15 protein-coding genes are annotated in these 19,739 nt (G+C 38.8%); 10 read left to right on the top strand and 5 right to left on the bottom strand.

The genetic code is table 11. From position 1 onward, the window contains the following. Positions 1-2,231 precede the first annotated feature (2,231 nt). From ACKTS5_RS15180 to ACKTS5_RS15170, 3 genes are read left to right on the top strand one after another with little or no spacing between them, the layout of a single operon-like run. The gene (locus ACKTS5_RS15180; protein WP_408044744.1) at positions 2,232-3,251 is read left to right on the top strand and encodes an L-tyrosine/L-tryptophan isonitrile synthase family protein; all 1,020 of its coding nucleotides are present in this window, start codon (positions 2,232-2,234) and stop codon (positions 3,249-3,251) included. Next, on the top strand, positions 3,248-4,084 hold the full coding sequence (locus ACKTS5_RS15175; protein WP_408044743.1) for a TauD/TfdA dioxygenase family protein: 837 nt from the start codon (positions 3,248-3,250) through the stop codon (positions 4,082-4,084). Before ACKTS5_RS15180 ends, ACKTS5_RS15175 begins: the two co-directional genes overlap by 4 nt. Continuing rightward, positions 4,084-5,559 (top strand): FAD-binding protein, encoded by a 1,476-nt coding sequence (locus ACKTS5_RS15170; RefSeq protein WP_408044742.1) that lies wholly within the window; start codon positions 4,084-4,086, stop codon positions 5,557-5,559. Before ACKTS5_RS15175 ends, ACKTS5_RS15170 begins: the two co-directional genes overlap by 1 nt. Here ACKTS5_RS15170 and ACKTS5_RS15165 read toward each other — a convergent pair. Further along, positions 5,527-6,306 carry a nuclear transport factor 2 family protein gene (locus tag ACKTS5_RS15165; RefSeq protein WP_408044741.1) on the bottom strand — a complete coding sequence of 260 codons (780 nt, stop codon included), beginning with the start codon at positions 6,304-6,306 and terminating at the stop codon, positions 5,527-5,529. The two genes, ACKTS5_RS15170 and ACKTS5_RS15165, sit on opposite strands and share 33 nt — an antisense overlap. A gap of 234 nt (positions 6,307-6,540) precedes the next feature. Here ACKTS5_RS15165 and dmpI point away from each other — a divergent pair, with 234 nt between their 5' ends. Continuing rightward, the gene (gene dmpI, locus ACKTS5_RS15160) at positions 6,541-6,738 is read left to right on the top strand and encodes a 4-oxalocrotonate tautomerase DmpI (protein WP_408044740.1); all 198 of its coding nucleotides are present in this window, start codon (positions 6,541-6,543) and stop codon (positions 6,736-6,738) included. A 53-nt stretch (positions 6,739-6,791) separates the two neighbouring features. On the opposite strand, the gene ACKTS5_RS15155 is transcribed toward dmpI, so the two are convergent. Together ACKTS5_RS15155 and ACKTS5_RS15150 are read right to left on the bottom strand one after the other, a co-directional pair. Continuing rightward, on the bottom strand, positions 6,792-7,469 hold the full coding sequence (locus tag ACKTS5_RS15155; RefSeq protein WP_408044739.1) for an HAD family hydrolase: 678 nt from the start codon (positions 7,467-7,469) through the stop codon (positions 6,792-6,794). Positions 7,470-7,610: 141 nt separating this feature from the next. Beyond that, on the bottom strand, positions 7,611-9,686 hold the full coding sequence (locus ACKTS5_RS15150; RefSeq protein ID WP_408044738.1) for a hypothetical protein: 2,076 nt from the start codon (positions 9,684-9,686) through the stop codon (positions 7,611-7,613). Positions 9,687-9,896: 210 nt separating this feature from the next. Here ACKTS5_RS15150 and ACKTS5_RS15145 point away from each other — a divergent pair, with 210 nt between their 5' ends. The 6 genes from ACKTS5_RS15145 to ACKTS5_RS15120 all read left to right on the top strand — a co-directional run bounded on the left by ACKTS5_RS15145 (position 9,897) and on the right by ACKTS5_RS15120 (position 16,527). Beyond that, positions 9,897-11,153 carry a calcium-binding protein gene (locus ACKTS5_RS15145; protein WP_408044737.1) on the top strand — a complete coding sequence of 419 codons (1,257 nt, stop codon included), beginning with the start codon at positions 9,897-9,899 and terminating at the stop codon, positions 11,151-11,153. Continuing rightward, positions 11,143-12,054, top strand: coding sequence for a hypothetical protein (locus ACKTS5_RS15140; RefSeq protein WP_408044736.1), 912 nt, complete (start codon positions 11,143-11,145; stop codon positions 12,052-12,054). Before ACKTS5_RS15145 ends, ACKTS5_RS15140 begins: the two co-directional genes overlap by 11 nt. A 247-nt stretch (positions 12,055-12,301) precedes the next feature. Continuing rightward, positions 12,302-13,597 (top strand): APC family permease, encoded by a 1,296-nt coding sequence (locus tag ACKTS5_RS15135; protein WP_408044735.1) that lies wholly within the window; start codon positions 12,302-12,304, stop codon positions 13,595-13,597. Continuing rightward, positions 13,590-14,483, top strand: coding sequence for a DMT family transporter (locus ACKTS5_RS15130; RefSeq protein WP_408044734.1), 894 nt, complete (start codon positions 13,590-13,592; stop codon positions 14,481-14,483). The genes ACKTS5_RS15135 and ACKTS5_RS15130 overlap by 8 nt, the downstream gene beginning before the upstream one ends. Positions 14,484-14,555: 72 nt before the next feature. Beyond that, a complete protein-coding gene (locus tag ACKTS5_RS15125; protein ID WP_408044733.1) occupies positions 14,556-15,875 on the top strand; it encodes a methyltransferase domain-containing protein in 1,320 nt (439 codons plus the stop codon). A 124-nt stretch (positions 15,876-15,999) separates the two neighbouring features. Beyond that, entirely contained in the window at positions 16,000-16,527 is a 528-nt protein-coding gene (locus ACKTS5_RS15120) for a hypothetical protein (protein WP_408044732.1), read from the top strand. Between the two features lie 59 nt (positions 16,528-16,586). Here the strand turns inward: ACKTS5_RS15120 and ACKTS5_RS15115 are convergent, their stop codons facing one another. Both ACKTS5_RS15115 and ACKTS5_RS15110 read right to left on the bottom strand, forming a co-directional pair. Next, on the bottom strand, positions 16,587-18,029 hold the full coding sequence (locus ACKTS5_RS15115; RefSeq protein WP_408044731.1) for an SLC13 family permease: 1,443 nt from the start codon (positions 18,027-18,029) through the stop codon (positions 16,587-16,589). A 196-nt stretch (positions 18,030-18,225) separates the two neighbouring features. Then, entirely contained in the window at positions 18,226-19,734 is a 1,509-nt protein-coding gene (locus ACKTS5_RS15110) for a PepSY domain-containing protein (RefSeq protein ID WP_408044730.1), read from the bottom strand. Positions 19,735-19,739: the final 5 nt, after the last annotated feature.

Below are 19,739 nucleotides of genomic sequence, written 5' to 3'. Positions count from 1 at the left end.
ATTCAAGGACATAGGCTGTCAAAAGATTATATTCTTGTCTTTTTTCGTGTTAATCGTTCAATAAAGGGTATGACATGTCAAAAGAATATTCATACCCGATTTTTTGTTGAAACTACTCTATTAAGATGAAAAAATAACAATTACTTGGTACTGGTGCCCATGAATTTGTAATAGTAGTTTTCAAGAATAGATATAGTTATCAAAAGAATATTCATTCCTTTCTTTTCTTGAGTTTGCCTTTTTTTAAGGGCACAAGTTGTCAAAAGAATATACATTCCCGATTTTTTGTTGAAACTACTTTTTTAAGATGATGGAGCATAATGAGCTTTTATTGATGTCAGTCATTTTGTTATAGTAGTTTCAAGTATAGATGTTGTTTATCATAAGAATATACATTTCTTTCTTTTCTTGAGTTGGTCTTTTTTCAAGGGCATAAGTTGTCAAAATAATATCCATACATGTCTCTTTATGTGTTAATCGTTTAATAAAGGGAAAGACATATCATAAGAATATCCATTCATGTCTTTTCTTGAGTTTGCCTTTTATTCAAGGGCATAAGTTGTCAAAAAAATATTCATTCCCGATCTTTTGTTGAAACTACTTTTTTATGATGAAGGAGCATAATGGATTGTTATCGATGTCAGTCATTTTGTAATAGTAGTTTCAAGTATAGATATAGTTTATCATAAGAATATACATTTCTTTCTTTTCTCAGGTAAGCCTTTATTCAAGGGCATAGGCTGTCAAAAAAATATACATTCTTGTCTTTTTTCGTGTCAATCGTTCAATCAAGGGTATGACATGTCAAAAGAATATACATTCCCGATTTTTTGTTGAAACTATTTTTTTTAAGATGATGGATCATAATGAGCTGTTATCAATGTCAGTCATTTTGTAATAATAGTTTTAAGTTTTGATAGAGTTTATTAAAAGAACTTACATTTACATCTTTTTTCGTGTTAATCGTTTAATCAAGGGTATGACATGTCAAAAGAATATTCATTCCCGATTTTTTGTTCAAACTACTTTTTAAGATGATGGAGCATAATGAGCTGTTATCAATGTCAGTCATTTTGTAATAGTAGTTTTAAGTATAGATATAGTTTATCAAAGGAATATACATTTCTTTCTTTTCTTGAGTTGGCCTTTTATTCAAGGGCATAGGCTATCAAAAGAATATACACCCATGACTTTTTTTGTCGAAACTACTTTTTTAATATGATGGAGCATAATAGATTGTTATCGATGTCAGTCATTTTGTAATAGTTTTTTCAAGTATAGATGTTGTTTGTCAAAAGAATATACATGTCTGACTTTTATTAGGTTAGCCTTTATTCAAGGACATAGGCTGTCAAAAGATTATATTCTTGTCTTTTCTTGGGTTGGCCTTTTATTCAGGGACATAGGCTGTCATAATAATATACATTCTTGTCTTTTCTCGAGTTTGCCTTTTTTTAAGGGCATAAGTTGTCAAAAGAATATTCATTCCCGATTTTTTTGTTGAAACTATTCTATTGAGATGAAAAATAACAATTACTTGGTACTGGTGCCCATGAATTTGTAATAGTGGGTTTTATATATTCACCCTGTATCACAAAACTAAAATTTCAAAATCGATTATTCATCTTGTTTAGGCATTCCCCTAGTTGGAGATATAGGATCTGCCTATACGAAAGGTATTTTAGTTACGGTAGTACACTTTTGTAAATCAGTAGGATAAAGAAAGAATAATCCTCTAAGAGCTAAAACTAGTGAACAGGAATGCCGTCAAAGTATTGTAGTACCACCGTAGTCGTTGCCAGTCCTTGGTCGCAAATTAATACGTTTTTGTCGTTTTTTCATAAGTAGCCTGCCTCTATTATTCGATAGTTTTGAATCGACTCTTGTAAAATATGTTGAGTTCTCGTGAGTATTGATTTTCTTAAATACTCCGTTTTTTGCCCCCGAAATTTATGTGAAAAATGAACAGCGAAGAAAAATGAAATGTCGTGAGCAACTAGTTGCAGCGATTTTAATGATATAGTGATGCATTCGCGTTCAACCATTCTTCAGAGTCTTTTTTGAGAAGTGCCTACACTTCGTTCTTCAATATCCTTATCCGCAAAGTACGGAAAAGGACGGCTATCCTTTGTGCTGTATAGCACACTTTTTAATTACTGAGCTAGTAAACCGTAAATCGGTTACTACCCCAGTTCCCATTGTAGTGTATCTAATCCCTAAAATTGATATCAATGAATACATTGAACCAAGAACTAGCTATTGCTAGTAATTCTGAACAGACAGTACTGCTCGCCAGAAGTATCATTACTACGGTAATGCATTTTCGCCGGATGATGGAAGGTGAAGAGAAGTGCCTAGCTTCCTGTACGCACTGTCATAGCCCGCATTTGGCGAAAGTAATTCGTGCCATTAATGCCCAAAAACCCATAGAGTTTGTGTTGCCAGCCTTTCCCGGAAAATCCCCCAACCCGTCTAAAGTTCTAGGTGTAATGCCCGACATGGCAGAAAAACAGGCCCTTATCTTTTTGAATAATTTATGCAAACAAATTCAAGCTATTTACGAACCTGGAGCCAAGGTGGTGATTTGTTCCGATGGTAGAGTTTTTAGTGACGTTGTCGGTATTAGTGAAGCACATATTTCTGCGTATCAGGCAGAAATTGATAGGTTAATCTCAGTGCTGGAGCTAACAGCGCTCTCCACATTTAATTTAGATGATGTGTACCTCGATGTTAGTTTTGAAACTGCCCGAGCAGATTTGATGGCCAATTACGGACAAAATTTAGAGGCTTTAAAAGAAAAGGTAAAAAGAGGGAGCAAGGAGTCGGCCGATGCCGATGCCAAAGAAGCGAATAGAATGTACCTCGGACTTACTCGCTTTTTAGTAGAAGATGCTATGTATCCTGGTCAAGTTAAAAGTAGAACAACCATTCAAAAAGAATGTAAGCGCAATGCTTATCAGGCTATTATTCGAAGCAATGCTTGGACGGATCTCATAGCAGAGAAATTTCCCGAGGCGTTGCGCTTGTCCATCCATCCACAAATTTGCGGTTCTAGAAAGATAGGAATTCAGTTATTAGGCGTAGAAACCTGGATGACTCCTTGGCATGGAGTAGCCTTGAATACCGGAAAACACTATGTCCTAATGAAGCACAAAGAAGTTCAGGAGCTCGCGGTGAATTTAGTAGCAGACGCACAAGGACGCCCCAGTCATTACGTATTAGTAGAACCATCAGAAATCCAATCAAGATGAATGTAAAATTGACAAAATTGAAGCCTTTTGGCTTATTGGTAGAGCCCGTTGAGGTCAATACCGTGATTACTTCAGTGAACAAAGAATACGTAGAACGTTTGATCGATACCGAACATTTAGTTGTCTTGAGAGGATTTAAGAGCTTTCGTGATTCGGACGATTTTGTAAGCTACTGTGAGGAGTTTAGTGCTATAAGTGTTTGGCCTTTTGGAAAAGTATTGGAATTGGTAGTCCACGAAACGCCTAAAGATCATATTTTCGATAATTCGTATATCCCATTGCATTGGGATGGGATGTATCGATCACAGGTACCTGCCACTCAGGTCTTTCATTGCGTTAGTGCACCAGGAAAAGAGCATAGAGGAGGAACTACCTTTGTAAATACCAAACAAGTATTGGAAAAGTTGCCCGAGAATTACGTGAGTTCTCTATCGGATATTAGCTGTACCTATACTCGAAAAATGGAGTATTACGACAGTAAAACTCAAGCTCCATTAATTACCAAACACCCCGATAAAGAGTATGACGTAATCCGCTATTGTGAACCACCAACTAGTAATGATGCCTCTTTTATTAACCATCCTGGTTTTGAGCTTAGCGGAGTTCCCAAAGAAGATACGACCCAGTTCGTAGAGGGCCTGAATGCCATTTTGTATGCCGATGATAATTTGTATACCCATCGTTGGGAAACAGGAGATGTCGTTTTCTCGGATAATCACACCTTGTTACACGGAAGAGAATCGTTTACCAAAGGTGCTCCCCGTCACATTAGAAGGGTGCAGTTGTTGGGTAAAAAACCATTAGATAATCCTCATTTAATATATACGAAATAATGACTAAAGAAACAGATATATTTATCATAGGAGCAGGACCAGTAGGTTTATTAGCAGCCTATCTTGCTGAGCGTTGCGGTTTGCAAACCGTAATTATTGATAAGTCAGAAGGTCCCTTAGAGGTAGGACGTGCAGACGCACTGAATGGAAGAACTTTGCAGTTATTAGAACTCGCTGATTTATTTGAAGAGTTGTATCCTTTAGGATTGCCCTGTAATACGAGTTCCGTTTGGGAAAATGGTAGGTTTGTTTCACGACAATCCACTTGGTGGGATGCTTTAGAAGGTTGTTTTCATAAACATTTTTTGATGTTAGGACAAGCCTATGTGGAGCAGCTGATAGATAAAAAGTTAACCGCCGCTGGAGCGGGAGTATTGAGAACCACGGAAATTGAAACCATCGAGGTTGGTAGCGAAGGGTGTCGCAGTGTGTTGAAAAATGGTGACGTCATAAGATCTAAATACATTATTGGAGCAGATGGTTCACGTTCCTTTGTTCGTAATCATTTTGAGATTCCTTTTGAAATTACACGTCCTCAAATTGTTTGGGCAGTGATTGATGCAGTATTCGAGACTGATTTTGAACGCGTACCGGAAATCATCGTCTTTCAAGCCGAAACTTCCGATGTAGCTTGGATTCCAAGAGAAGGAGCAATCGATCGATTTTATATTCGTATGGACCGAAAGGATTTTAGTTTGGAAGAAGCAATGGAGCGCATTAACATCGCTATGGCTCCTCATACGATTACGATTAAGGAGTTGGTTTGGTTTTCACAATTTTCAGTCAAAGAGTCTGTAGCCGAGCAGTTTCAAATTGGAAATAGGGTACTGCTGGCAGGTGATGCGGCTCATATCCATTCTGTAAATGGAGGACAAGGATTAAATACAGGACTTTCAGATGCTTTTAATCTCATCTGGAAATTACATATGATCGAGAATCACGGAGCAAATTCATCTTTATTAAAGTCCTATGAACAGGAGCGAAAGCCTGTGGCACTGAGTGTCATCAAGAGTTCAGGAGAACTCGTTCGTTCAACCAAGTTTTCAAAAACGGGGACCCATGCAAAAGATTATGTAAAAATTGTAGAACAACGTGCAGGAAATATTACGGGAATGGGAATTCGTTACGGAAGTACCGGAGTTGTAGGAACACGCCTATTTGATTGCTTATTGATTAAAGGAACTGAACAGCATCGTTTGTATAGCTTACTAGACTACAGCAAGTTTACTTTGTTGTATTTTGGTGAAGATGTACCCGAGCTTATTTTGCCTCCCTATGTGACAGTACTAAAAGTGAAGAGCACACAAAGTCGCGATGATTTTTGGACGGAAGCGAGCCATTATACAAATCAGGTACTACTTGTGCGTCCTGATTCGTATATCGAGGCTGTGGGGCATCTAGGTCAAGCACAACTATTGATAGATGCCTTAGTTTCTAAATTCTCAAAAGTTGAACATAGTGTTGTCGTTGGCTAGTCCTTCTGAAGGAATTTCCTGATAGATAGACCAATGCTCTTCAATGCGTTCGTTTCTAAGTCTAAACAAATCGTAAATGGCAGTAGGACTTTGCTTATAAGTACCTTCACTAACAGAGAGCACAAAGTTACCTTCGCCAAAAATTGCGTGTTGTTTATGATAAGAAGGAAAAATTTCCTCACTGCCAATTACAGTTTGTAAGGCAGTAAGACCATCACCGAAATTCGGTGAATGTTGCTGCAGTTCAGCGTGGAAAAAACGAGGGAGTTCAGCGCCAATCACGGTATTCTTTTGAGTACATAGCAAGTGGCCTAACTCCCTTATTTTCGTTTTATTTTGGAGTGTTTTGTCCAAATCATCAATGGTGGTTTCACCATCAATAAGGTTTCTTCCTGACGTATTAGGGGCACCTAGTGCCGTCATAACGTTCCAATGTTCTGCTATAAAGCCCTGTTCGTTAAAGCGAATTATGTGAAAGGCAGCGGTAGTATCAAATCCAAAAGGCGTAGCATTATCCCACTGGTGGTGCATAATTACGTGTTGTCCGTCGTTGAGCATACGGATATTTTTTATTTTACTACCGAAAGATGCTAATTTGGGTATTAATGAAACAAAAGCGGCTCGTCCTGTAGGTACCTTTGGGTTGTGTTGAATATAACTTTCGGTTACCATCTCTTCTATGGTAGGTACGTCGTATTCACTGACTGCGGTATGGTAATTTTTTGCTTTTTGTTTGTAATTAATCATGGGTTATAGGGGGTTAGATTTGCTCACTAAGGTACTATTTTGAAGAGATTAATAGAAATGATTTGGAGAGATTTATAAGCAAGGCAAACCTGGTGACTTGCCGTATTTTTGTTAGTTTTGTTTTTAGGAGTATTTTTTAAAGGAGCAACGAAGGAACTGTAGCATGAAGTAACGTCACGTGAATTTCTTATGTGATAGAAACGCTAATCATGTAACCTTTTAATCATTCGTATTATGCCTTATATATCTTTTGAAACTGGAAGTTTGAACGCCGATGTTAAACGTGAACTCATTCAAAAATTGACGGAAGTATCCGTTGAAGTCACAGGGATACCTAAAGAGTTCTTTATGGTTTCCATCAAAGAGTTCCCAGATCATAATGTCGCTGTTGGCGGCCGAACAGTGGCTGAAATAAAAGTGAGCCAACAGTAACAACTAGAAAATGAAGGCCGGAAATTAACGGCCTTCATTTTTTAATTCATGTGCTATGCTTGTTGAACTACAGGAGTATTAAAAAGTGCATACAGCTCATTCGGGTGCTGTACGATAAAGTTGGGATTGTGATTTTCTAAAATACTTTTAGAACGATATCCCCAGGTAACTGCCACACTACTCATTCCGGCGTTAGCAGCTGTGATTAAGTCCACTTCAGTATCCCCAACAAAAACGATTTTTTCAATGGGGAGTTCAAATTGTTTAACGAGGGCAAATACCCCACTGGGATCAGGCTTTTTGTGTTTTTCCGATTGTCCAATAACTGTTTCAAAATGGATGTCTGCAAGGTAATGAGCTACACATTTTTGGGTGAGATCATGGGCCTTATTCGATAAGACCGCCATTTTAATACCTCCTTTTTGAAGGTTTTTTAAGAGGGGAGTCACGCCTGTGTATAGTTGAGAATGTTCGGAGTAGGTCTGTTTATAAATGCGGTGGAAATCACTGAGTATTTCGTTGATTTGTTGCGGGCTACGTTCAGGTTCAGGTAACGATAATCGAATAAAGTTTTGAGCGCCATTTCCTATAAATCGACAGTAACTATCCAACTCGTGGTTAGGAAAACCGCGTTCTGTTAGCAGCTCGTTCATAATATGACGATAAGTGCCGATAGTATTGAGTAGCGTTCCGTCTAAGTCAAAAAAGACGGCTTCAAATTTTTGTGACATAATAAGGGTTTGTAACAAATATAGTGAAAAGCCTTGCGGATTAGCCTATGTGGTAAGTACTAATTAGCGGGCATAGGAAGGACAGTTGTCATAAAAAAGCAAGCTCGACAAATGCGAGTTTGTCGAGCTTGTTACAACGGATTATTTTTTCCATTTAGTCCATACACCGTTTACCTTTTTCTTGGTCTTACCATCTCGCGTAACCTGGTAGAGTTCGTCGTTTTCGTTAAATAGATAATACCCTTTTTTCCATTCGTATTCTGGGGCATCTTTTGTTTTTGGCGCTATATCGCTGTAGATTTTGATATTTTTGTGGTTTAGGTTTTTGTTTTTTAGTGCTGTAAAAACCGTTCTCGTAAGCTCTGTACCCTCGTACTGAAAGGTGTTGATATCTTCAAAACGATTGCTGTGAATGTCTACTTTATGTAAGTATTTTTTAAAGATTTTGTCAAAGTCAGTATACTCCAAGGTTCGTTTAGTAATTGCTTTTTCAAGAGTGTGATAGGTATAGGTTTGATCGAACTGAATAGTTTTTGGAGTAACGAGTTTGCAGTCAAATTCAATTTTGATCTTAAGTTTACCTTCCTTATCGTATTCTGCATAAATAGAACGATGACGCGTGGCGGTGTTTTCTAGGTGTTCAATCTCTGTTTTTCCAAACTTTTTGATGCGTTTCGTAATCTTTGAAAGCTGTGTTCCTTTGCGTTCAAAGTCAATTTTTTCTACTTTTCCATAAAAGGTATGGTGAATGATGTTACTAATGCGTTTGTCTTTTGAGCGCTTTAGTTCGTATTTCCCATTGTTGTGTGTAACGTTTGTAAGTAGGTTGTTTTCAAAGCGCAACTCCATAAGGCCTCTATTAAAATCGACACTGCTAATTTGTTGGTCTTTGAGGTTGATTTTGAGTTCTTGAAGCTTATCATGATCCAAAGAGTAATAGGTTTTACCTGTAATACGTCCGTCTTTTCGAATGTAAGCAATAGGTAATTTCAATCCAGTTTTGTCAATACCTTTATATACATCTTCAACATCGCGAATCAGCTGTTCGATAACCTTATTGTCTTTATCGATGTCATTACTCAGCGTATACCAATCTGGGTTCTTGGTATCTTTTGGATTACTAGCAACTTTTTTTGTTGAGCTTTCTGATGGCGAAGAACTTACGGGAGAGGGTGTCGCCTTTTTTCCAGTGTTTTCAGGGTAGTTAACGCGATCGATACTCTTAACAGGGAAATGAGTGGTGTTCGTTTTGTTGAGGGCAAATAGCTCTTTGAGGGCAGTTGCTTTTTTGATAATCTTTTTTCCTTGTGATTTTTTGTGATCGTTGTCAATAACTTTTTGAGCGTATTCGATAGCTTTGTCCGGTTGGTCAAAGTAATAGTACAATGTTGCTAAATTGTAGTAACAAGAAAAGCGCATTTTTCGATGCTTGCGTTTGTCTTCAGGATAACGCGAGGCAATAAGCGTAAAGTAGCGTTCGAAATCGTCGAGGTATTGCGTTTGAGTATTGGTAATTCGCGTGTGTGATTTCATTCGACTAAAGGCTTCACGAATGCGTTTTAACTGGCGCTTGTAGTCTTTAGTATCTGGGTTTTTCTTGTGGTCCAATATGTAAAAAGGAACTTCTTTCAACTCAGTAGGATAGCCGTGTAAGGGATTTATATAGTCGTTAATTTTAAAAATCAATTTTTTGTGAAATTCCTCTCTGAGCTTGGTGGTGAGTTGTTCACTATTGTTTTTAAAATATTCTTTGGCATAGTCATGACTACTCGACTTTTTACTTTCGTATTTCTTTTTTATGGAAATAGGAAAGGTGCGCACTGGGCCTCCAGCTTTTTGATAACTCCACTTCCCTTTGAGGGCAATAGTTTTGGTAGCTTGGTAAAAAGTACTAGTGGTAAGCACTTTTCCATTTTTGTCCTTTTTCTCTTCTACACTTTTTGAAACGACAGCCGGTGATGCTAACAATTCACCATTGGAGATTTTGATCTGTATTGATCCTCCGTTTTCTAGTTTAGTAAATCCAATAATATTAATTCTTTTTTTTACCAACCAATGATCGGTTGTAATTGAAAAATTACGGTCGTCTAGATTTGAAATGGGATCTGTCGGAAGCTGTACATAATAAATTGCAGCTCTTTTTTTTGATAAACTTACCTTCTGTGCATAACCGAACTGAAGCGTTAGAAGAAGGATGAAAATGAGGTACTTTTTCATGTGTTGAATACTGTTAAATTTTATAGCCGAGCAAATATAGGATTATAATTGATTTTTAGAGGTGGATTTTACTTTTTTGATTATGAGAGGGTTATTGAGGTGTTGAGTTGTCTCGATTGTATCGTATTTGTCCGAGTAACCGTTTGTCGGACTGGTTCTTTTTTTTGTTCTGCATGCGATTGCTCATTTTTGGGCATTAAATTTTACTGTATGCGATTCTTTTATTTAATTTATATAGTTGCGCTCTTGGGGGGATGTACTCCAAAAATCCCCGATACTATTGATGTTTCCGTGGCGAAGAATGGAATTATTCCGTTGCCAACCTCGATGGCGACACGGTATGTTAAGGCGGGTTTTGTAAAATATACAAAAGTCACAGCTCCAAATGGAAAGGCTATACATATATTGGCTCAAAACGATATTTCAATTGCTCAAATACTTCGTTGTAGAAACGTTTTACGTTTTTATCTAGCACCCGTTTCGGGGAGTAAATACGGAGCTAATAAAATAGCAGTTGCCAATGCCATGGCCAATAATCATGCGATACTAATGTTGTTGAACGGGAGTGATGATGGAAACCCACCGATGATTGATGCACAACCCTTGTATAAAAATGAAATTGTAGTAGAGGGAGATGCCTGGTACCTTTCAAATGATTACAAACACAGAGATGCCACTTTTGAAGAAATTTTACATTTGGTACACGATAAGGGAATTGGTGTTGACCAAGAAGGAGTTCCGAGTCGTCATGGAGTATTGCCTGCGTATCAACAAGAAATTCGGAAGGCGCAAGAATTAGCAGAGCAACGAGATATTTGGCCTATGTTGTACCATCCTTCCGTGGCTGATTGGAGGCGGGAGTTAAAAGCAGAAAACAGCTTGTCACAAGAGTACCTGGCAGCAGTTATCGATAGTTATTACGGATTGTGGGAGCCTTGGGAAATGAGTGATAAAGGTATGTGGGGCTTGTATATTGCCAAAACGAGAAAGGAGATTGCCTTAAAAGATTCCGCGGGTTACCATGTGGTACAACAGTTTTTTTCACCGTTTATCAACGTCAATATGGATGTCGATCCTGGTTTTACGGGAATTTTTAATATGAACAGAGATTCCTCTCAAGCCTATACTGCTAAAGCACAGTATTTACAACATTTAAGTTTAACAGGAAATGAAGTTGCCGGTATTTACGGAAACGAGCTTGACAATACCTTGAATGGGAATACCAATGAAAATTGGCTAAAGGGAGGAAAAGGAAATGATAGCATTGATGGTAGGGAAGGTACAGATTCAGCAGTGTTTGAAGGAAATGATGATGAATACACCCTCCGTAAAGAAGGTGAATGGGTGGTCGTAACCGACACCCATGCGGATAGAGACGGGGTAGATCGATTAAAAAATATAGAGTTCTTAGTGTTTAACAATAAAAAGGTGGTTGTAGCCAAAATATCATATAAAAATGAAAAATAGTACAATAGTTGCAGGATTATGCGTAATGCTCGCAGTCCTCGGATGTAAGGTAACTTCTGAGAACGTATCGTCGAAAACAACTAAAACAATGACCGAGGTAGTACCGAACAAATTAGGAGGATGTGTTTTTGTTAGTCCTCAGAATACCGTGGAAGTAAAACCGAATAACGGTCGAATTGAAATAGAAAAACTTGAAGGGGCTTTTGCTAAGAAAATGACTGTTTATGGAATGAGTTTTATTGCCATGGAAGCGGTTTCTGATGAGTTTTTAACGGAGGTAAGAAAGACCATGCAAGAGATGTTTCCACAAGAAGAAGGGTTCAATTTGAAGAAACAACATGAGGTGTTGACCTATTTGGCACAGTACAAGGCAACTATACCAGTTATTAAAGGTCATCACGATGAGATGCCTGAAAAGGTTATGGAAGAGTTACAAGAATTGTACGAACCTACCTGCAGCGTTTGTGATGTTATCATGTATCAGGTGCCTTTGCAAACTATGGAGGTGGTTGAGCATTTATTGCATTTCGTATCGGATATCGGCTTGCATTACGCATTTCCTGAGGAATGGTCTTTTACCGATAAAAATGCTAGCATACACAAAGTAATGGAAGAGGCTATAGCTAAAGGTTTTTACGATGTGGGGAGCTATGAAGCTATGATGGGCGAGAAAAATATATACCAACGGGTAGTAGTACAGGAATTTGCTTATTGGCTAATTTCTACCTATTGGAATATACAGGAAACGTATGGACCTGATGAAGATGAATGGAAATTAAAAACTCGTAAGGATCTACAGCGCCAACTACCAATGGGATTTGAGTTGGTAGATACCACAGTTGGAAAAATAATGAAAGTCCCATCGAGACAATTATTAGAAAAGCTAAATCAATTTCAATAGTTCGTTAGGGTTAAAACAACGTAATAATTTAAGGGGGCGTAGTATTGGGTAATAGCAAAACTGTACCCAGAGTTTTGATTATTCTGAAAGAGTTCTGCAGTGATGCAGGACTTTTTTTGTGCTCATTAGGGAGGAAAGGTGAACTGTAGAGAAAAGAGGTGTCCTTTTGTCCAGTAAAATCAATCTATTGTCCACAAGTAGGCTTAGTACCGATTATTAGTTTTGGGACGAATTTATGAGTGGTTAGATGCAGACAAAAATATCTAAAAATACGGCTATGGCCGTGGTGATAGCCAATATGATTGGTACTGGAGTATTTACGAGTTTAGGGTTTCAATTAGAATACCTACAGAATACGTGGAGTATTTTGATTTTGTGGGGACTCGGAGGGGTAATGGCCCTGTGTGGTGCTTTTTCCTACGCTGAGCTCGGAACTAGTATGCAGCAATCGGGCGGAGAGTGTCATTTTTTGTCTAAAATGTACAATAGGTACATAGGGTATCTTTCCGGATGGGTTTCTTTAACGGTGGGATTTGCTGCTCCTATAGCCTTGGCAGCCATGGCAGCAGGCGTTTATTTACAACAGTTTACCACTGTTAATTCACGAGTTATAGCCTGCTTGCTAATTGGAATGATAGGACTCGTCCACCTGTTCGATCTTAAAAAAAGTAGCCGATTTCAGTTAGTAACCACAGCGTTTAAGCTAGTCCTTATCACAGTCTTTATCATCATTGGACTTTGGGAAGATACTAGCATAAATGCCTTGGATTGGAGCGCTCATTGGACAGCGGAGATAGTGCTTCCGTCTTTTGCAGTTTCTTTTGTATACGTAAGCTATGCTTATTCTGGTTGGAATGCAGCAGCTTATATTGTCGATGAAATAAAGGAGGTACGTAAAAACCTACCTAGGGCATTGATTGGGGGAGTATTGGTTGTCAGTAGTTTATATGTGCTGTTACAAGTAGTATTCTTAAAACAAGCCCCGATTTCGGCCTTACGAGGAACTTTAGAAGTAGGCGAATTAGTGGCTTATCGAGTTTTTGGTTCAAACGGCGGAAGATTGATGAGTGCAGGAATTGCATTGATGCTCATCTCCAGTATCAGTGCCATGGTATGGGTGGGGCCAAGAGTGACGCGAGCCATGGCAAAAGATTTTGCCGTATGGTCCGTATTTGAAAAAAATAACAAGAAAGGAGTACCGCTACGTGCTGTGGTTTTACAAATAGCAATGGCAGTTTTGATGGTAGTCACAGGTTCTTTTGAAGCCATATTGACCTATAGTGCTTTCGTACTGCAACTATTTATGTCATTAACTGTATTTAGTGTGTTTCTATTACGACGATCCCAGGAAAGAACTGTTTATCAAAGTCCGATGTACCCTGTGCCACAATTGCTGTTTTTAGGAATGAGTTTATGGGTGTTGGGCTACCTATGTTATGAACAAGGAATGCAGGTACTCATCGGTATAGCCCTACTCATTGTGGGTAGCTTAACCTATATAATTAATGAATATTTAGAACAAAAACGCAATCAGAATGGATAGTTTATCAAGTTTTTTAGGAAAAAAGAAATCGGTCAGTAAAGGCGTTTTATGGGCAGTGATAGGAGCGGTGTTTATGAGTTTAGATCCGCTGTTTATTAGGTCCTCAGGAGTATCTGGTTATGATACCGTGTTTTTGTTTGGTTTGTATACTTCTGTATCCATGGCGATACTCGTTCAGCAACAGGAAAAACGATCGATCATTAGCGTCATACGTCGTGATGGATGGCCCCTAGTTTTAACCAGTTTGCTGATGTTAGGTAGTGCTACTGCTTTTGTACTGAGTGTAAAAAAGACAACAGTAGCCAATGCGTTCATGATCCAAGCAGCTACGCCGGCGGTCGCAGCCTTATTAGGATGGCTGCTCTTAAAAGAAAAAACCAAAACAACTACTTGGTTGGCTATTATAGGAGTAACTATCGGAGTAGGTATTGTTGTACAGGGCTCTTTGGGGAGCATTCATTGGAAGGGAGATTTGTTAGCATTGGTTTCAGTTTTTTGTGTAGCGATGATATTTACGGTTCTTAGAAAATATCCTGAAATGAATCGGATAGCCTTGGTAGGACTGGGCGGATTCCTTTTAGCAGTTTCGATGTTTATGAGCGCACAGCCAGCGACTTATTCATGGAAGACTTGGGGAGTAATGGCGGTGATGGGGTTGCTGACAGCTCCATTAGGAAGAGTGGCAGGTATGATGGCAACTCGTTATATAAAGGCATCAGAGGTGACCTTGACACTGATGTTACAAAATGTATTAGCTCCTGTATTGGCGTGGTACATCTTTGATGAAGTTCCTAGTCTAAGTACAATACTTGGAGGTGGATTGCTATTTAGCACGGTGTTGTTGTATACATTGAGTCTTGTATTTCGTGAAAATAGTACCGCATAAAGCACCTTTATTAAATAAAACAGGCTACGACATATCAAGATCTTTGTATCGGATAGAAAATTAAAGAGAATTATGAGCTTAAAGAAGAATAGTTTGCGTTTAACTGGAACTAAAATTTGTGTGTTGTTAACCGTTTTTTTAGGATTTGGATGCGGAGCAAAGCCCACCAGTACTGACCAAAAAAACAGTGCAGGGCATCACAGCGGACGTGACTTGCAAAAACATCTCGATGCTCCGAACAGAGATGCTTGGCAAAAACCAAAAGAAGTACTGTTAGCCATAGGTTCGTTAGAAAATAAAAAGGTTATGGACATCGGAGCTGGAACCGGTTACTTCTCATATAAATTGCTGGATGCCGGAGCTGAGGTTATCGCAGCAGATACGGATGATTATTTTATAGAGTTGCTTACGACAAGATCTCGAGAACGAGCAAGAAATTCAAAAGCGCTGGAAATTCGAAAAGTGCCTGTCGATAGTCCAGAATTGAAGGAAGGAGAAGTGGATGTAGTACTATTAGTAGATACCTATCACCACATTGACAACCGTCAGGCTTATTTTAAAAAAGTAGCGAGGGGCTTGAAAGAAGGAGGGCAGTTAGTAATTGTGGATTATAAAAAAGACAGTTTTCTCAATGAGGGGCCTCCTCGTGAAATGCGATTGACACCTGAAAATGTGGTGGATGAATTAACGACGGCAGGTTTTGTCGATTTTGATATTAGAACAGAGTTGCTCCCAAAGCAATACCTAATTAAGGCATATAAGAAAACTTCAAAACGCGTATCAGGGACAGCGTTTATGAAAGAGTATTGGAATGAAAATTATGCAAAGGAAGCTTATATGTTCGGTACTGAGCCCGATGGGTATTTTGCAGCGCAATTGAACAAATTCCAACCAGGGAGATTACTGTTGCCAGCAGAAGGTGAGGGAAGAAATGCTGTGTATGCAGCAAGTTTAGGATGGAATGTTACTGCTTATGATTACAGCGTTGAGGCTAAACAAAAAGCATTGCGATTGGCAAAAAAACACGGTGTCACCATCGACTACGAGGTTCAAGATGCAATTCATGCAACTTACCCAAAGGAGTCTTTTGATATGGTGGGCTTTTTGTTTGTTCATTTTGAGGGAGATGAACGTGTCATGATTCATGAAAAATTAGATAGTCACTTAAAGAAAGGAGGGATTCTCGTTCTTGAAAATTTTAGTACTGAGCATCCGAAATACAATAAGCAAGGTCCTCAAAAAGAGAGCTTGCTATACGCGAAAGAAACAATACTTAAGGATTTTTCCAATTATGAAATTTTGGATTTGACCGTAACTCACGAGGTATTACACGAAGGTAGTAAAGAACCTTTTGAATGTTCGGTTTTGCGATTTGTGGGGCGCAAGAAATAGGACGAGCTTTAGTGGTTTTGGTTGCAATCAACGCGCTGAATTGAAAACGAAGGCTCAGCATAAAAGGAAATAACATTGTTCAATAACGAAGAGTAAAAAGAGTAGAATATATTTAACAAAGATTATGAAACGTAAAGCATTAGATCATTTTATAGAAGAATTATCAAATATTTGGGGACCATTAACTTCCGAACTAACACTCCAAAGTAAAGTATTATTGGAAGAATTAATGAAGACGAGTAAGCAGGAGACATGGATGGAGGAATTGAAGGAACAAAAACTACCGTCCAAGGAAATTTACCGAAGTGACAAACACGGTTTTGTGTTAATGGGGCACGTTGAAAAACGAGGAGATCAAAGTCCTCCTCACGATCATGGTAGCGGATGGGTAATTTATGGTACGGTGGAAGGACAGTCAAAAATGGGACTGTACAATCGAGTATTTTACCCCGATGGTTCGATGCAAGTCGTTCAGAAGGATGCCTATGTATTGAAAGCAGGGGAATGCAGTGTGTACTTGCCTGGAGATATTCACGATACTTTTACTTTGGAAGAAAATACGGTGATGTTGCGATTGACGAGCTGCGATTTCCTTCAAGAACTCAATGAAGGGCGCTTGGTACGATACGCAAACACGGCTACTCACTGGTAACCGGTGAATACAAAGGATATCCCGCTAGCATAGCAGCGTTTTTTGATTCGTAGTTGCCGTTATACCTCTGTCAAGGGCAGTAGTTCGAATACCAAAGGAATTATATAGCTGTAGAACAGCACTAACAGGAGTATTGCAATACAATTTAATACGATTCCGGCACGCATCATTTGTGGAATTTTTATGTGACCACTGGCAAAAACGATGGCATTAGGTGGTGTAGACATCGGAAGCATAAAAGCACAACTCGAAGCCATCGTCACCGGAATAAGTACCTGTAGTGTATTCATCTCTAAGCCGAGGGTAATTCCGACAACGGTGGGAGCAAAAATGGCAATAAGTGCGACATTACTCATAAGTTCTGTCATAAACAAGACAAGCGAAATCAGTAATGCAGCAATGAGTAAGGAACTAGTAGAAGACCATTGACTAACAAGGTTACCTATAACATCGATGAGTCCTGCATTGGAAAGTCCCTTTGCTAAAGCCAATCCACCGCCAAAGAGTATTACGATCCCCCAAGGTAAACGAGTCGTGTCATCCCAAGCGAGTAGGGGATTTTTTTTATAGAGAACCACAAAACAACTCATGGCAGCAACCATGCTAATACTGGTGTCAGAAAGATGGAGGGCAGGGAATAGTTGATTGATTGTGTTTTTCGATATCCATGCAATGACCGCTGTGATGAATATTACGAGAACGTATTTTTCAGCTTTCTTCATGGGACCTAATTGTTGAATTTCTCGTTGAAGCAAGGCTGCTGATTGTTCAAAGTTTCCCAGTCTGTTAGGGTACATGATTTTGGTGAGCGTTAGGTAAATCATTCCCAGCATAATTACGGCAAAAGGAATTCCTACAAGCATCCAGTCAATAAAAGAAACACTGTAATTATATTCACTTTCCATAAAACCAGCAAAAACGATATTTGGAGGAGTACCTATTAAAGTAGCGATCCCTCCAACGTTAGCAGCATAGGCAATTCCGAGCATGATGCTCAGTGAAAAGTTCTGGTCATTTTTAGTAAATCCGTCTGCGTCGTCTATAAGTAACTGAATTACTGAGTAGGCAATGGGGAGCATGACTACAGTAGTAGCCGTATTACTGATCCACATACTCAAAAATGCGGTAGCGATCATAAAACCTAGAATTATCCTATCCGGACTGTTTCCTGTGTATCGAATAATATGTAGGGCTATTCTTTTGTGAAGTTTTACTTTTTCCAGCGTTAAGGCCATGACGAATCCACCAAAAAATAAGAAAACGATGGGATGACCGTAATGACTAGTTACTTGTTGCATGTCCATGATTCCAAGTAAAGGAAAAAAGGTCAGCGGGATAAGTGCGGTCACTGGAATGGCAACTACTTCGGTTATCCACCATAATATCATCCAAATAGCAATACCTAAAACGGCATCTGCTTCTGCTGATAGGAGTTCATAGGGACTTAAGGTAAGTAGTAGGCAGAGTGCAGGTCCTAGAAATAGAATAAGAAGTTTCTTCATAAAAGTTATTAATAGTCTGGTTGGTAGTTACAAACATAGTCTTTTTGACTAAAATGTAAGGTGATGAGGTTATTTAACTAAAATAGTTGGGTAGTAAATGAGGTGAACAGCAAGCATAAAAAAACCCGTTCTAGATGAACGGGAAAATTGCTATGAAAAAGAAAGTCTAAGGACGTCTCCTAAGACAATCATGAAATTAATAAAATTTTTTGAATTGACCTTGTTTTTTGGAAATATTTCTGCTTTTTTTTCGTTTTTTCTTGTTTTTCCGATGCTTTTGTTGCTTGTTTTTTCGTTTTAAAAATTTGATTCCTAGGTAGCTACCGGTAGCGCATACTACGGTGCCTCCTATCAATAAAAAGATCATAATAATGTCCCATAAAGGGCGATTCCAGGCCAAAAAAGAGAAATCCAAACTGTGTAAACCATGGTAAATCCATCGTTGTACACGGTTTTTAGGTGCACATTTGTACACAACTTGCGTTGTTTTAGGATCGATGTAGTAATAAATTTTAGAGGTTGTTTGGACCCGAATAATCGGTAGTGATTTACTGTTGTGCCTGCTGTAATAGTAATCGTCGTAGTGATCTAGTAAGGTTGCACTTTGGATGTGATGGTGACTTGGAAATTTTTTAACGGTATTTACATACTGCGTTAATTTTGGGATGGTTTTATTGTCCAAAGCTACCAGACGTTGTCCATTCGCATCGCCAATACTTGCGTAATATTTTTGTTGGAATAGTTGTAGCTGGATTTCTTTAAATGGCGTTTGTTTACACAGTACTGAAAGGTTGTTCCAGGTCGATGGTGATATAGAGGCAAGAGTTTTTGCACTGGCCTGCCATGTGCGAAATTCAGCTTTAGAAAGGCCTGTACTCGGGGTCCAGCTCAAGGGCGTCATGCTCATCCAACCGCTGAAAATCCAAGTTGTTATAAATATTCCAAAAAATAAACCGAAATAATAGTGAAGGTTATACCACTTGTTTTTAAATCTTTGGAATGGTTTTTTTGGTTTTTTCTGAAAACGGACCCAACCCGTAACAATCCCTGTAAGTACCATCACAAATCCCAATCCAGATAGCCAGACGATAAGTTGGAACCAAAGCTCGTTATGAATGCGTATGTCTTTGAAGTAAATCCAATGAGGAATGGCACCTAGCCAGGCCCACATTCGATCACTGGCAGTCGTATGTGACAGTATTTCTCCAGTAACAGAAGAAATGTAGACATACGGGGTGTCGGGGCTGTCGAAGGTTACTTTGTAAATAGGGAGGTGCTTGAGGTAGCGAGTTCTCGGAATCCACTGATCCAGGGCAGTCAAATGGGTGACCGATCCTTTTGCGGTTGTTTTTAATGCTTCTTTTGCCAGTAAGAATGCTCGTTCACTGTTGGTAGTTAGCTGTTGCCCGGTATCTCCATATCTAGAAATAAGGGTGCCGTTACTGGAGGTTAGGTGATAAACAGGACGCTGTAGTTGATAGTTAATTCGGAGTTGGTGTAAGGTGTCATTACGGTAATCGGGAAAAACTTCCGAAGGGGCTTTCAATGTTGCAGTTGTAGCGCTTTGTTGTAAGGCTCTCTTTTGTGAAGTACTCAAAAAAGGAAAGCTCTTATACATCATGACAATTCCGGAAAGAAACCAAATGAGAAAGAGGAAACTAAAAAACGTTCCTAACCAACGATGAAGGGTAATTATTTTCTTCATGAAAT

Source organism: Tenacibaculum litopenaei, assembly GCF_964514025.1.
GTDB classification, from domain to species: Bacteria; Bacteroidota; Bacteroidia; order Flavobacteriales; family Flavobacteriaceae; genus Polaribacter; species Polaribacter litopenaei.
This window is presented reverse-complemented; position numbering and strand designations above follow the sequence as displayed.